Below are 13,242 nucleotides of genomic sequence, written 5' to 3'. Positions count from 1 at the left end.
GCGTCAGACAGTGCGCCGACCCGCCGGGGCGGGGCACGTCGGTTGACGGTTGTCGTCAATCGATGCCGTGACCAGGCCGTCCGGGCGGTGATGATGGGTGAATGACGCTGAGGATCGACATCAGCGGCCTGCCGTCCGAACGGGTGCGGTTCGCCGCCTCCCCACTGGCGGAGCTGACCGCGATGCTGCACGTGCTGGCCGAGCCCGGCCACCATCCGCAGTTCTCCGGCTGGGCCGCGGACGTCTGGGCCGGGCTTCGGCCGGAGCCGGCCGAGCGGCTCCGGGAGGCGGAGTTCCTCTGGCGTTCCTCGCAGGCCGACTTCCTGATCCCCGCGAGACCCCGGCCGACCCTCGCCGAGGAGCTGGACGACGTGGACCGGCTCGACGACGAGACCTATGTGACCGCCGCGCTCGTCACCACGTGCGGCAGCAACCGGGTCCATTTCCCCGGGGCGTCGCCGCTCACCGACACGACCGCGCGCGAGCGGGCCCTGGTCGTGGCCCAGGCCCGCGGCGAACTACAGGAGGCGTTCGCGGAACGGCTGCTCGCGGACCCCGCCGCGGTGCGGGCGCGGGTACGCCGCACCCTCGAAGAATGCGCCGAGGCGTTCTTCGACGACGCCTGGGCGGGCGTCACCGTGCGACTCGCCGACGATCTGCGTCTGAAGAACGAGATGCTCAGGCGCCAGGGCCTTCGCGCGGCGCTCGCCTCGGTCTCCGGCGCGGTCGCCCTGGCACCGGACGGCGACTGCATCGTCGTGGACAAGGTGCAGGACAAGGCGACCACCGCCCACGGCGCCGGGGTCACCTTCATCCCCAGCGTCTTCGGCCGCCCGCACCTGGTGGCGGTCCACACGCCCGGATGGCATCCGGTGGTGCAGTACCCCGTCGCCGAGCCGGGTCCGGCGGAACCGGTCTCCCTGGAGACGGTCACCCTCCGGCTGGAGGCTCTCGCGCATCCGGTGCGGCTGCGGCTGCTGCGCACGCTGGCCCGCGGCCCGCACACCACCAGCGAGCTGGCCGACTTCTGGGAGCTCTCGCCCCCGGAGGTGTCCCGCCACCTCGCCGCCCTGCGCCGCGCGGGCCTGCTCACGTCCCGCCGCCACGGCCGCTACGTCCGCTACACCCTCAACCTGCCCGACCTGACGGCCTTGGGCACCGACCTGCTGGCAGCCGTCCTGCGCTAGCCGCGATCCCGCCGCGCGCGGGGTTTCAGTCCTGGCCGACGTGCGTTATCCGGTCGTCGTCGGTGCGGTGCTGAACCTGTTGGAGCAGAACGCGGAGCAGCTCGGTGAGCTGGGTCCGCTGGTCGGGTGTGAGACCGCTGATCAGTTCGGCCTCCCGGTGGAGCACCTGGTCGACGGTCGCCTCGACCACCTCGTGCCCGGCGGCGGTCAGGGCGACATGCACGGTGCGGGGGCGCCCCTGGGCGGGATGGCGTTCGACCAGGCCCTCGCGTTCGGCGCGGGCGACGCGCTGCGAGATCGCCCCCGCCGTGACCAGGGAGCGGCGGCTCAGCTCGCGGGTGCTGAGCGTGTACGGGGGGCCGCTGCGGCGCAGGACGCTGAGCAGGTCCAGGGTGGCGGCGTCCACCCCCGCGCGGGCCAGGACCGAGCGCCGATCATCGCCGAACAGCTTGGCCAGCTGCCAGATCGGCGTGACGATCCGGATCGAGGAGACCGGCGTGCCGGGGCGCTCCCGCTCCCAGGCGGCGGCGATCTCATGGACGGGGTGCCCGGCGCCGCCCTCGTCGTCTGTTGCCACAAGCCCCTCCCTGGAGGATATATTTAGATCTAAATTTAGACCTCAACGCTAGTGAGGGGCCCAGCTTATGACACGCACCATCCTGGTCACCGGCGGCGGTACGGGCATCGGCCGCGCCATCGCGCGGGGTTTCGCCGAGCGGCACGAGGCCGTCGTCATCACCGGCCGCCGCCCCGGTCCCCTCAAGGAGACGGCGGACGCGCTCGGCGTCCGAGCCCTGATATGCGACCACACCGACCCTGAGGCGCTCATGGGGACACTGGCGGAGCTGCCCGGCAGGATCGACGTGCTGGTCAACAACGCCGGGGGCAACACCGACTTCGACGCCGACGGCAGGACGGACCTCGCCGCCTACGCTCGGGACTTCCGCGCCAACCTCGACGCGAACCTGGTCAGCGCCGCGCTGACGACCAAGGCGGTGGACGAGCGCCTCGTCCCAGGCGGCGCGGTGGTCCACATCGGGTCGATCGCCGCCGACCAGGGCGCCGGTTCCTACGGCGCCGCCAAGGCCGGGCTCGCCTCCTGGAACCTCGACCTGGCGGGCGAGCTGGGCCCACGCGGCATCACCGCCAATGTCGTCTCGCCGGGATACGTCGCCGACACCGAGTTCTTCCGCGACCGGCTGCCGGACGAAAGGCGCGGAGAGTTGGTCTCCTCGACCGCGACCGGCCGCGCCGCCTCCCCCGGCGACATCGCCGAGGCGGTCATTTTTCTCGCGTCACCTGCGGCACGCCACATCACAGGGCAGGTGCTGAACGTGAACGGAGGCGCATACAGAACCCGCTGAACCCGGCCGCGCCACAGTCGCATATCCATATGGACCTCGACGCGTTCTGCATACGCCCCCACGGCACGGACTCCGTGCTACCTCGCCCGGTTTCCCGGCCCAGATGCCGACGGTGGGGCGCCCCACCGTCGGCCGGCCGCGAGCGGCTACTCCAGAATCAGGACGCTCTCATTCGGCGCGTAGCGCGTGGTCGTCGATGGCGGGAGGTTGAACCAACCGGCCTGGTCGGTGCAGTTCGGGCCCATGATGACCTTGATCGGCCTGGTGGTCTCGTTCCCGACGAGGCCGATCTTGGTGTGCCCGGCCTGGGCCGAGAGGTTGTAGCAGGCTCCGGCGGGCGGGTTCTCGATGGTGATCCGGTAACCGTTGCCCTGGTCGAAAGTCAGCTTGCCGGATGCGGCGTTCGCCGGGGACGGTACGGCGAGGGCCCCCGCAACCGCCAGAACTCCGATGGTGATCGCGACTCGTCGCATATCATCTCCTCACAGGAACAGGCGATTCTTAGTGAGTTGACAAATTCGCTGGAAAAAGCCGGAATACGTGATCATTGTGGCGCACCGCGGTCGTCGGCGGCAAGCCCATTTTCGCGTGATGGTCCGTAGCGGCTCGGAAACACCTCCAAGGAATGTGCGCCGTCAACCTGCCGATTCCACTCGGAGTGTTCGATACCACGCACTCGGCAACGCCGTTCCTGAACCCGTTCGGTGGGTGGTGAGCCGGTGACACAAACCCGTCACCCATGCTCTGTCTCGCTCAACTCCGCCATTCGAATCGGCGGGCGACGAAGGCCGGGGAGGGCCGGGGCTAGCGTTGGCCCGACTGCAAGGAGACTCGCGCGGGGCGCGGACGTCCCGTCGTAGCAACGGCTACCGACTGGCGGGGGCGAGCGCGGCCCGGGTCAGCGGGGCCGAGGGGTCGGTCGCCAGCGTCAGACCTGCGGGCGGGGCGCCGGCGTCCACGAGGAGTTCGCCGACGGCGGCGATCATCGCGCCGTTGTCGGTGCACAGCCGCGGCGGCGGGACGCGCAGGACGAGCCCGGCGGCGGCGCAGCGCGAGGCGGCCAGCTCCCGCAGCCGCCGGTTCGCGGCCACGCCGCCGACGATGGTCAGGGTGTCGACGCCGTGCGCGCGGCAGGCCGCGACGGCCTTGGCCGTGAGGACGTCCGCGACCGCCTCCTGGAACGAGGCGGCGACGTCCGCCAGCGGCGCGCGGGTGCCCTCGGCCTCCACATGCCGGGCGACGGCGGTCTTGAGGCCGGAGAAGGAGAAGTCGAATCCGGCGCCGAGCATCGCGCGCGGGAAGCGCACGGCGGTGGCGGAACCCTCGCGGGCGGCCCGGTCCACGGCGGGTCCGCCCGGGTAGCCGAGGCCGAGGATCCGGGCGACCTTGTCGAACGCCTCTCCGGCGGCGTCGTCGCGGGTGTCGCCGAGGTGGACGATCGGGTCCCGGGCCAGGTCGCCCAGCAGGAGCAGCGAGGTGTGCCCGCCGGAGACGATCAGCGCGACGGACCGTCCGGGCGGCGGGCCGTGCTCCAGCGTGTCGGCCGCCACGTGTCCGGCCAGGTGGTGGACCCCGTACAGGGGCAGGTTCCAGGCGAGCGCGTACGCCTTGGCGGCGGCCACACCGGTCTGGAGCGCGGTGGACAGGCCCGGACCGGAGGTGACGGCGATCGCGTCCAGGTCGGACGGGCGGACGTCCGCCTCCGCCATCGCCGTCCGCACGCACGGCGCGAGCGCGTGCAGGTGCGCGCGGGCCGCGATCTCCGGGACGACGCCTCCGAAGCGGGCGTGCTCGTCCATGGACGACGACAGCGCGGCGCCGAGCAGCCGCCCGCCCGACACGACGCCCGCGCCGGTCTCGTCGCACGAGCTCTCGATGCCGAGCACCACCGCCACACCGGCCTCCTTATCGCAATAGACTCGCAGTTGCGAATCTAGTGCAACAAAGGAGCGGACATGCGGACGGCAGAGGTCAAGCGGCGGTTCCTCGCGCACTTCGAGGCGGCGGGGCACCGGGTCGCCGCCGGTGCCCCGCTCCCCGCCGACGATCCGACGCTGCTGTTCGTGAACGCCGGAATGGTGCCGTTCAAGCCCTACCTGCTCGGGCAGCGGACCCCGCCGGGGCCGCGGATGACCAGCGTGCAGAAGTGCGTGCGGACGCTCGACATCGACGAGGTCGGCAAGACCACCCGGCACGGCACGTTCTTCCAGATGAACGGCAACTTCTCCTTCGGCGACTACTTCAAGGAGGAGGCGATCGCGCTCGCCTGGGACCTGGTCGTCAAGCCGGTGGCCGACGGCGGCTACGGGCTGGACGCCGACCGGATCTGGGCCACGGTCTACCGGGACGACGACGAGGCGTACGCGCTGTGGCGCGACCGGATCGGACTGCCCGAGGCGCGGATCGTCCGGCGGGGGAAGGCCGACAACTTCTGGTCGATGGGCGTCCCCGGCCCGTGCGGCCCCTGCTCCGAGCTGTTCTACGACCGAGGCCCCGCGTACGGCCGCGACGGCGGCCCCGAGGTCGACGAGGACCGGTTCCTGGAGTTCTGGAACCTGGTCTTCATGCAGTACGAGCGCGGCGAGGGCAGTGGCAAGGAGGACTACCCGGTCCTCGGCGAGCTCCCGTCCCGCAACATCGACACCGGCATGGGCCTGGAGCGCATGGCCGTGCTGCTCCAGGGCGTCGACAACCTCTACGAGATCGACGAGACCCGTCCCGTCCTGGACGCCGCCGCCGAGCTCACCGGCACCGCCTACCGGACGGAGCCGGACACGGACGTGCGGCTGCGGGTGATCGCCGACCATGTGCGCACGGCCCTGATGATGATCGGGGACGGGGTGACCCCCGCCAACGAGGGGCGCGGCTACGTGCTGCGCCGGATCCTGCGGCGGGCCGTCCGCGGCGTCCGGCAGCTCGGGTACGAGGACCCCGCCCTCCCGCACCTGCTTCCCGTCGCCCGCGACTGCATGGCGCCGTCCTACCCCGAACTGGCCACCGACTTCGAGCGGATCGCCTCCTACGCCTACGGGGAGGAGGACGCCTTCCGCGGCACGCTGCGCCAGGGCAGCGCCCTGCTGGGGCGCGCCCTGTCCGGCACGTCCGGGCCGCTGCCCGCCGGGACGGCGTTCCGGCTCCACGACACCTACGGGTTCCCGATCGACCTGACCGTCGAGATCGCCGCCGAGCGGGGCCTCGACGTGGACGTCGACGGCTTCCGGCGGCTCATGGCCGAGCAGCGGCGCAAGGCCCGGCAGGACGCGCGGGCCAAGAAGACCGGCCACGCCGACACCGGCCTCTACCGGTCCCTGCTGGACGCCGGCGGCCCGACCGACTGGCTCGCCCACGACACCCTCACCGCCGAGGCGACCGTCCTGGCCGTGCTGCGCGACGGCGGGCCCGTGGACGCGGCCGGCGAGGGCGAGATCGTCACCGTGGTCCTGGACCGCACGCCCTTCTACGCCGAGTCCGGCGGGCAGGACAGCGACGCGGGCACCCTGCGCGGCACCGGCTTCGCCGCCGAGGTCCTGGACGTCCAGCGGCCGGTCAAGGGCCTGATCACGCACCAGGTCCGGATCACCGGCGGCGAGATCGCGACCGGCCTGCGGGCGCACGCCGAGGTCGATCCCGAATGGCGGCTCGGCGCCCGGCAGGCGCACTCGGGCACCCATATCGTGCACGCCGCGCTGCGCGCCGCCCTCGGTCCGGGCGCCGTGCAGTCAGGCTCCTACAACCGTCCCGGATACCTGCGGCTGGACTTCTCCTGGCAGGGGGCGCTGCCGGACGCCGCCCGCGGCGAGATCGAGGAGACGGCGAACCTCGCCATCCGCCGCGACCTGCCGGTGGAGGTCCGCCGCATGCCGCTGGCGCGGGCCCGCGAAATCGGCGCGCTGGCGCTGTTCGGCGAGACCTACGACGACGTCGTGCGGGTCGTGGAGATCGGCGGCGCGTGGTCACGGGAGCTGTGCGGCGGAACCCACGTGGACCACGCCGCGCAGGTCGGCAGCATCACGCTCACGGGCGAGTCGTCCGTCGGGTCCGGGCGGCGGCGCGTCGAGGCCGTCACCGGCCTGGAGTCGTTCCGCTACCTCGCCCGCGAGCGGGACCTGGTCACCGAGGTCGCCGCCCGGCTGAACGCGCCCCGGGACCGGCTCCCCGAGCGCGTCGCGAGCATGGTCGAGAAGCTCAGGGAGGCCGAGCGCGTCAACCGGCTCCTGCGCGACCAGGTGGCGGTGGCCGAGGCGGGCATCGCCGCCGCCCACGCCGGGGACGCGGGCGGAGTCCGCTTCGCCCGCGCGCACACCGACGCGCCCCCGCGCCGGCTCGCGGAGCTGATCGTCGATCGGCTGCCCGAGCGCCGTCCGGGGGTCGCGGCCGTGACGTCGCCGTCGGGATTCGTGGTCGCCGCCAACCAGGCGGCCCAGGACGCCGGAGTGTCCGCCGGGGAACTGGTCAAGACGGTCCTGGACGGGCGGGGCGGCGGGAACGCCCGGCTGGCCCAGGGGCGTCCGCCGGGCGACGCGTCGGCGGCCCTGACGGTCCTCGCGCGGCTTCTGGCCGCGTCCGCCGACCGCTGACCGGCGCGGGGTCACTCCTCCGGGAGCCGGGGCGGGCGGCATGCGGCGCAGCGGCCCCGGACGACGATGCCCGTCGCGGCGAACCCGGCGAGGTCGCGCCGCACCAGCGCCCGGACGTCACCGAGTTCGCCGCCGCGCAGCGCGGTGACCCGGGCGCATCCGTCGCAGACGGTGTGCGCGTGCGGGTGGTCGGCCAGCCCGTAGGTGACGCGCTTCCCGATCGCCAGGGTGTGGACGATCTGGAGCCGTTCGAACAGCGCCAGTGTCCGGTAGACGGTCGACAGGTCCATGGTGCCCGCGGCGGCGGCGCGTTCGTGGACCACGTCGGCGGTCAGGTGGCCCTCCGCCTGGGCCAGGACGGTCACGATGAGCGCGCGCGGACGGGTGCTGCGATGGCCCGCCGCCCGCACCCGGCGCAACGCCCACGAACGGCGACGCGCGTGGTCCGGGCGGCAGGGGTCCCGGTGGAAGGGATCCGGAGGCGACATGGCTGCATTGTTGATGCAGTTGCGACTTATTTGCAATAGTGGCCCCATGGCCTACACACCGGTGAACTGGAGCGGCGTCGCCGCCCGCTTCACCGCCGCCAAGAACGCCTGACGCCCGCCCAGGCTCCGCGGACCGCGGCGCCCACCGGACCCCGGATCATGCTCAGAACACGTTCCCCGGGTCCGGTGGGCGCCGCCCCACATTCTCCACCCGCCCCAGTGCCGCCAGGGGAAGGGGCAGGCGACGCCCTCCTCCCCGCCAACACGAAGAGGCGACGGCACGACGAGGCGACGGCACGACGGCACGACGGCACGACGAGGTGAGGAGGCGACGAGGGGACGAGGCGACAAGGCGACAAGGCGACGAGGCGACGAGGGGACGAGGGGACGAGGGGACGAGGGGACGAGGGGACGAGGGGACGAGGGGACGAGGGGACGGCGCGATGATGGGGCGACACGGAGATGAGGCGCGATGACTTTCGTCGTGCCCTATGCCGACAAGCCGGACGCGCGGTTCGAGTACGTCAGGCGGCGTACCGTCCGCGTTCGGTACCTGCTGCGGGTGTCCGCGGTCGGACGGCGGGCCTTCAGGCCAGGCGCCGCTCCGCTTGGGGCCACGGCTGCGGCCCTGAGAAGTCGTCGCTGTCCATGGCTTCTTCCACGTACCACCCCGCGTCGGCGAGCCAGGTCCGCAGCCAGTCCGCGAGGCTGTCGGCGTCCTGGAACCATGCGTGGCTCCAGTCGTCGTCCACGGCATTCGGCTCGAAGAGCAGGACGGGCGCTTCGGCGCCGGTGCAGTCGACCGCCGCGTACATGCCGCAGCCCCAGTCGAGGACGGGAAGCACGCCGGTCGGCCACTGGCCGGGCGTCTGCTCCTCCCGGTAGGCGCTCACGACCGTGCGGCCTTCGGAGCCGATGAGGGGAAGGAACTGGTGGTCGGGCCCGAACCCGCCGTTCCCCACCTCCCGATAGAGCCGTGCCAGCAGCGGAGGCAGCGCGAACCCGAGTACCGCCTCAGCCTCCTTGACCTGCTCTTGCGTGGCACAGGAGAGATCGCCGCCGGTCTGCCGCATCGCGCGCTCGGCGACCCGGCTCAGCAATTCGTCGTGGTCCATCACGCGGATCACGATGGCATTCGCCTCTGACACCAAGGAACGCGGCGCCCGGCGCCCGCCCGACCCGGGCACGCAGTGCGTGAGGTCCGTCAGGACGTACCGAGGCCGACAGCGATGGCGGGCGCCCGGCATCCGCCGCCCCGCCACACGCCGGCCGTTCATCTCCCTCATCTGACGCACCGGCTCGCCAGCGACGCGGTGTGGACGAGGTGCTCCAGCGGCCCGCGCCGGAAGTACCGGGACCACAGGAACGCGGGGACGGTCACCGCGAGCATGAAGCCGAGCAGGATGTGCGGCGGCCATTCCGGCAGCTCGGCCCCGCGCGGCAGGAGTACGACGATGTGGGCGACGTAGGCGGTCAGCGACATCGAGCCGACCGCGATCAGCGGGACGGCCAGCCGCCGCAGCCGGGGAAGCCGGTCGACGGCGGCCAGCGCCGCGACCGTCACCAGCAGTGCCGCGCCGGTGCCGCCGGCCAGCGAGAGGGTGGTCTCGCCGTGCGGCGCGGCGGTCAGCAGCCAGGCGGCCCCCTCGGACGGGTCGCCGTCGACGTCGGACCACCAGGCCGCGGGCGACCCGGTCTCCCCCATGAGGCCCGGGAGGAGCCGGAAGGCCAGCCACGATCCGCCGTACCCGAGCACCGTGAGGGCACCGCCGAGTGCCGCGAGGCGCACGCGGACGGCCCTCGATGCGAGATCGAGGCGGCCGAAGGCCATCCCCGCGATCAGGAACGGCATGTAGGTCAGCGCCGGGTAGGTGCCCGTGAACAGCAGGTCGAGGAGACCTTCGCCGCTCACCCGGACGAGCGCGCCGCCGCCGATGGCGCCGTCGGAGAGGTCGTCCAGGACGTCCCGCATCACGAACGAGAGCTGCGGGCCGACCAGTGCCCACCCGACCGCGATCAGGGCCAGCGTCCGGGCGCGGAGGCGGATCAGGGGCAGCGCGAGCAGGAAGTAGGCGCCGTAGTAGGCGAGGACGACGTCCACGTCGGTCGGGGTCATGGTCAGCGCGACGCCGAGCGGCACCAGGATCGCCGCCCGGATGACGACCTTCGCCGCGGCCTGCCTGCCGGGCCGGCCGGTCTTCGGCGTGCGCCGCCCACCGATGATGACCAGCGTCACCCCGCCGAGCAGCGCGAACAGGGCCATGGATCTGCCGTGCGTCAACTCCGCGAGCACGCCCGTCGGCCCGCCGTCGGCCGGATCAGGGCCGACGTGCGCCACGTACATTCCGAAGACCGCCAGGCATCGGGCCAGGTCGAGACCGACGAGACGTCCCGTCGCCGGGGCGTCCCGCCGGGTCGCCGAGGCGCCGTGCTCGCTCGGGGGAGCCTGCTGTGTCATGTCATCGAATGTCGCGGCTCGGGGCGGCTGATCACATCCGCCGCCCGTCTAGAGATACCCGGCCGATCGGCTAGACCGACCCGCCGACCGGCGGGTGTTCATGGCCGTGCGGCCGTCCAACGACACTTGGACATGGTAGTAATCGAAACGTGATCCGCGTGCTTGTGGTTGATGACGAGGCACTGATCCGTACCGGCTTCACGCACATCCTCAACGCCGCCGACGGCATCGAGACGGTCGGGGCGGTCGCGGGCGGCGAGGCGCTGCGCGCCGTCCAGGACCTGCGTCCCGACATCGTCCTCCTCGACATCAGGATGCCGGACGTGGACGGGCTGACCGTGCTCGCCGACATCCGCCGGCTGGCCGATCCGCCCGTGGTGGCCATGCTCACCACCTTCGACACCGACGAGTTCGTGGCCGGGGCCCTGCGCTCCGGGGCTGCCGGGTTCGTGCTGAAGGACACCGACCCCGAACACCTGGCCTACCTGGTGCGCACCCTCGCCGAGGGCGGAGTCGCGCTGTCGTCCAAGGTCACCCGTACGGTCGTCGACGGCTATCTGGACGCCGGGTCCCAGGCCCCCGCCGTCAGCGCGGTGGCCCGGCTGACCGACCGCGAGCGGGACGTGCTCGTGCTGGTCGCCCAGGGCTTGTCGAACACCGAGATCGGGGCCCGCGTGCATCTGAGCACCTCGACCGTGAAGGACCACGTCAGCGCGATCCTCGCCAAGCTGGAGGTCGGCGGGCGCGTCCAGGCCGCGCTGCTGGCGGACCGCGCCGGCCTGCTCGTCCCGCGCGACGGGGAAGGCGCATGAAACGGCGCGCGGTCCGCCGTCCCCTGACGGACGCGGGTCTCGTCGCCATCTCACTGCTGGACGCCTGGTTCCAGGGGAGCTTCGACACGCGGTTCAACATCGCGTGCGTCGCGCTCACCTCGTGCGCCCTGCTGCTGCGCCGCCGCGCGCCGCTGCCCGCGTTCGTCCTGACCGTGCCCAGCGTGCTGACCTCGTCGGCCGTGGCCGGATCGCTGATCGCCATCTACGCCCTCGCGGCGCGGACGCGCAGCCGCCCCCTGCTGGCGGCCTGCGCGGCGGTCTTCGCCGCCTGCTACATACTGCCGTGGCCGGCGCCCAAGATCGGCCCGATCCTCGCCCTCTCGGACGTCCCGGACCTCGCCTACGGGCTGGGCCTGGCCGCCGCCCCGGCGCTGTTCGGCCAGCTCGTCCAAGCCCGCCGCGACCTCGCCCTCCGCCTCGGGGAGATCACCGAGGTACGCGAGCACGAGCAGTTCCTCGCCGCGCAGAGCGTCCTCGCCAAGGAACGCGCCCAGCTCGCCCGCGAGATGCACGACGTCGTCTCCCACCAGGTCAGCCTGATCGCGGTACGCGCCGGCGCGCTCCAGGTCAGCACGCTCGACCCGGACGCCAAGGACGCCGCGACCACCATCCGGCGGCTGAGCGTCCAGACCCTGGACGAGCTGCGGCACATGGTCAGCGTGCTGCGCACCTCCGGCAGCCCGCCCACGGAGCTGACCCCCCAGCCGACCCTCGCCCAGCTCCACACCCTGGTCGCGGGCTCCGGCATCGAGGCCGACCTGCACGTCGACCTGGACGGCGACCTCCCGCCCCCGGTCCAGCGGGCCATCTACCGGACGGTGCAGGAGGCACTGACCAACGCCCGCAAACACGCCCCGGGCTCCAGCACCCGCGTAGAGGTCCGCCACCGGGACGGGACGGTGCGCACCACCGTCACCAACACCGCCCCGACCAGACCCGCGCTCCCCCTCCCCAGCGCACACCACGGCCTGATCGGCCTACGCCAACGCGCCGAACTCTTAGGCGGCGCCCTGGAATCAGGCCCCACCCCCGACCGCGGCTACCACCTCACCCTGGAAATCCCCATACGGCCACGGCGCTGATCCGCGGGCACCCCCGGGAAGAATCATTCGGCCAAGGACCGCAAGTAGGCCATGAGCGCCTTGCCGCGCGGGGAGACGCGGTAACCGGTCTCCAGGCTTTCGGTGAGGCCGAGGGCCTTGAGACGGCGGACGTCGGCCTTGAAGGAGAGCTTCTCGCGGCCCAGCCGCTCGGCCAGATCCATGGCGCGCAGGCCGGGTCGCTCTTCGATGAGCCGGAGGACCTCACGGGTCCAGGGCGCGCGGCGGCTGCGGCCGTCGATGCCGTCCAGGGTGGCTTTGAGCCCGGCCAGTTCCTGCTCGGTCAGCTCGGCCTTCTCGGCCAGCTCCGATCGAGGGTCGGGGCCGCCCAGATGGAGCATGACGCGGTGGTAGCCGCCCTCCTTGGTGCTCTTGGACAAGGCCGTGAGCAGAGCAGCGCGCCCCTTGAACCCCGACCGGAGCGCGTCCTCCTCGGTGATCTCCTCAGGGGTGACAGCGGTGACCGAGTCGATGACGACGATCCCCGCCCAAGTGCGCTGGGTGCTTCCCGCACGAACACGCGGCTCGGCCCACACCCGGAACACCCGATCGATCCGCCCACCCGCGATCCCCTCCAGGACCTCCCGCCTGAACAGCATCGTCCCCTCCCCGGTAACACGCCCTCTCCTCCCGCAATCCTCCTAGCAAGACCCCGGAGAAGGCCACCAGACCCCAGGCCGAACCGAGGCTTCTGGGACTGGTCAGGGCCGTTGGGGAAGGGCGGCGTGGGCTATGGCGGCGCGTTCGGCCGCGTCGCGTTCGGTGGCCTCCTGCTCAGCGGCGGCGCGGAGGTCGTAGGCGGCGCGGGCCGCGGCGATGGAGTTCTGGTGCTCCTCGGTCCAGACGACCAGGGAGCGGACGGTGGCGTGCAGCGTCTCGCCCATCGGCGTCAGGGCGTAGTCCACGCGGGGCGGGACGGTCGGATGGACCGTCCGGCTGACCAGGCCGTCGCGTTCCAGGTGGCGCAGGGTGCGCGTCAGCATGCGCTGGCTGACCCCGTCGATCGCGCGGCGCAGTTCGGTGAAGCGCAGGCTGCGCTTGTCCAGGAGGGCGATCACCAGCAGCGACCACTTGTCGGCGATGCGGTCGAGGATCTGCCGCACTTCGCAGTCGGCGCGCTGGTCCCACTGGAGAACGTCGTCGTCGACGCCGGTATCCGCGCAGTAACCGAGGGACTTGAAAGTGCCGTCTTCCATGCTCACCGATGGTGCCTGACGATGCTGTCACTTACAAGA

At 72.4% G+C, this 13,242-nt stretch carries 13 protein-coding genes; 5 read left to right on the top strand and 8 right to left on the bottom strand.

What is annotated here, in order from left to right:
- Nucleotides 1-101 precede the first annotated feature (101 nt).
- Complete coding sequence (locus KLI87_RS06120; RefSeq protein WP_156214460.1) at nt 102-1,187, top strand: DUF5937 family protein; 1,086 nt, start codon at nt 102-104, stop codon at nt 1,185-1,187.
- A gap of 25 nt (nt 1,188-1,212) precedes the next feature.
- Here KLI87_RS06120 and KLI87_RS39795 read toward each other — a convergent pair whose 3' ends face one another.
- Nucleotides 1,213-1,764: a MarR family winged helix-turn-helix transcriptional regulator gene (locus KLI87_RS39795; RefSeq protein ID WP_214616133.1), complete on the bottom strand. Its 552-nt coding sequence runs from the start codon at nt 1,762-1,764 to the stop codon at nt 1,213-1,215.
- Between the two features lie 67 nt (nt 1,765-1,831).
- Here KLI87_RS39795 and KLI87_RS06110 point away from each other — a divergent pair, with 67 nt between their 5' ends.
- On the top strand, nt 1,832-2,551 hold the full coding sequence (locus tag KLI87_RS06110; protein WP_214616132.1) for an SDR family NAD(P)-dependent oxidoreductase: 720 nt from the start codon (nt 1,832-1,834) through the stop codon (nt 2,549-2,551).
- 146 nt (nt 2,552-2,697) lie between these two features.
- Here the strand turns inward: KLI87_RS06110 and KLI87_RS06105 are convergent, their stop codons facing one another.
- Entirely contained in the window at nt 2,698-3,024 is a 327-nt protein-coding gene (locus tag KLI87_RS06105) for a hypothetical protein (RefSeq protein WP_156214462.1), read from the bottom strand.
- 393 nt (nt 3,025-3,417) lie between these two features.
- Nucleotides 3,418-4,446: a tRNA (adenosine(37)-N6)-threonylcarbamoyltransferase complex transferase subunit TsaD gene (gene tsaD, locus KLI87_RS06100; RefSeq protein WP_214616131.1), complete on the bottom strand. Its 1,029-nt coding sequence runs from the start codon at nt 4,444-4,446 to the stop codon at nt 3,418-3,420.
- A gap of 60 nt (nt 4,447-4,506) precedes the next feature.
- Here tsaD and alaS point away from each other — a divergent pair, with 60 nt between their 5' ends.
- Nucleotides 4,507-7,128 (top strand): alanine--tRNA ligase, encoded by a 2,622-nt coding sequence (gene alaS / locus KLI87_RS06095; RefSeq protein ID WP_214616130.1) that lies wholly within the window; start codon nt 4,507-4,509, stop codon nt 7,126-7,128.
- An 11-nt stretch (nt 7,129-7,139) separates the two neighbouring features.
- On the opposite strand, the gene KLI87_RS06090 is transcribed toward alaS, so the two are convergent.
- From KLI87_RS06090 to KLI87_RS06080, 3 genes are all read right to left on the bottom strand, one after another.
- On the bottom strand, nt 7,140-7,616 hold the full coding sequence (locus KLI87_RS06090) for a Fur family transcriptional regulator (RefSeq protein ID WP_214616129.1): 477 nt from the start codon (nt 7,614-7,616) through the stop codon (nt 7,140-7,142).
- Between the two features lie 587 nt (nt 7,617-8,203).
- Nucleotides 8,204-8,731 carry an SMI1/KNR4 family protein gene (locus tag KLI87_RS06085; protein ID WP_214616128.1) on the bottom strand — a complete coding sequence of 176 codons (528 nt, stop codon included), beginning with the start codon at nt 8,729-8,731 and terminating at the stop codon, nt 8,204-8,206.
- 167 nt (nt 8,732-8,898) lie between these two features.
- Nucleotides 8,899-10,074, bottom strand: coding sequence for a DUF418 domain-containing protein (locus tag KLI87_RS06080; RefSeq protein WP_214616127.1), 1,176 nt, complete (start codon nt 10,072-10,074; stop codon nt 8,899-8,901).
- A gap of 149 nt (nt 10,075-10,223) precedes the next feature.
- Between KLI87_RS06080 and KLI87_RS06075 the strand changes: the two genes are divergently transcribed.
- Nucleotides 10,224-10,886: a response regulator transcription factor gene (locus KLI87_RS06075; protein ID WP_214616126.1), complete on the top strand. Its 663-nt coding sequence runs from the start codon at nt 10,224-10,226 to the stop codon at nt 10,884-10,886.
- Nucleotides 10,883-11,989 carry a sensor histidine kinase gene (locus tag KLI87_RS06070; RefSeq protein WP_214616125.1) on the top strand — a complete coding sequence of 369 codons (1,107 nt, stop codon included), beginning with the start codon at nt 10,883-10,885 and terminating at the stop codon, nt 11,987-11,989. Before KLI87_RS06075 ends, KLI87_RS06070 begins: the two co-directional genes overlap by 4 nt.
- Before the next feature lie 23 nt (nt 11,990-12,012).
- Here KLI87_RS06070 and KLI87_RS06065 read toward each other — a convergent pair whose 3' ends face one another.
- Nucleotides 12,013-12,606 (bottom strand): hypothetical protein, encoded by a 594-nt coding sequence (locus KLI87_RS06065; protein ID WP_214616124.1) that lies wholly within the window; start codon nt 12,604-12,606, stop codon nt 12,013-12,015.
- 102 nt (nt 12,607-12,708) lie between these two features.
- Complete coding sequence (locus tag KLI87_RS06060) at nt 12,709-13,203, bottom strand: helix-turn-helix domain-containing protein (RefSeq protein ID WP_214616123.1); 495 nt, start codon at nt 13,201-13,203, stop codon at nt 12,709-12,711.
- Nucleotides 13,204-13,242: the final 39 nt, after the last annotated feature.

Origin of the sequence: Actinomadura sp. NEAU-AAG7 (genome assembly GCF_018603865.1) — a bacterium.
Lineage (GTDB): Bacteria > Actinomycetota > Actinomycetes > Streptosporangiales > Streptosporangiaceae > Spirillospora > Spirillospora litoris.
The sequence above is the reverse complement of the archived record's forward strand: the minus strand, read 5'-3'. Positions and strand labels throughout refer to the sequence as shown.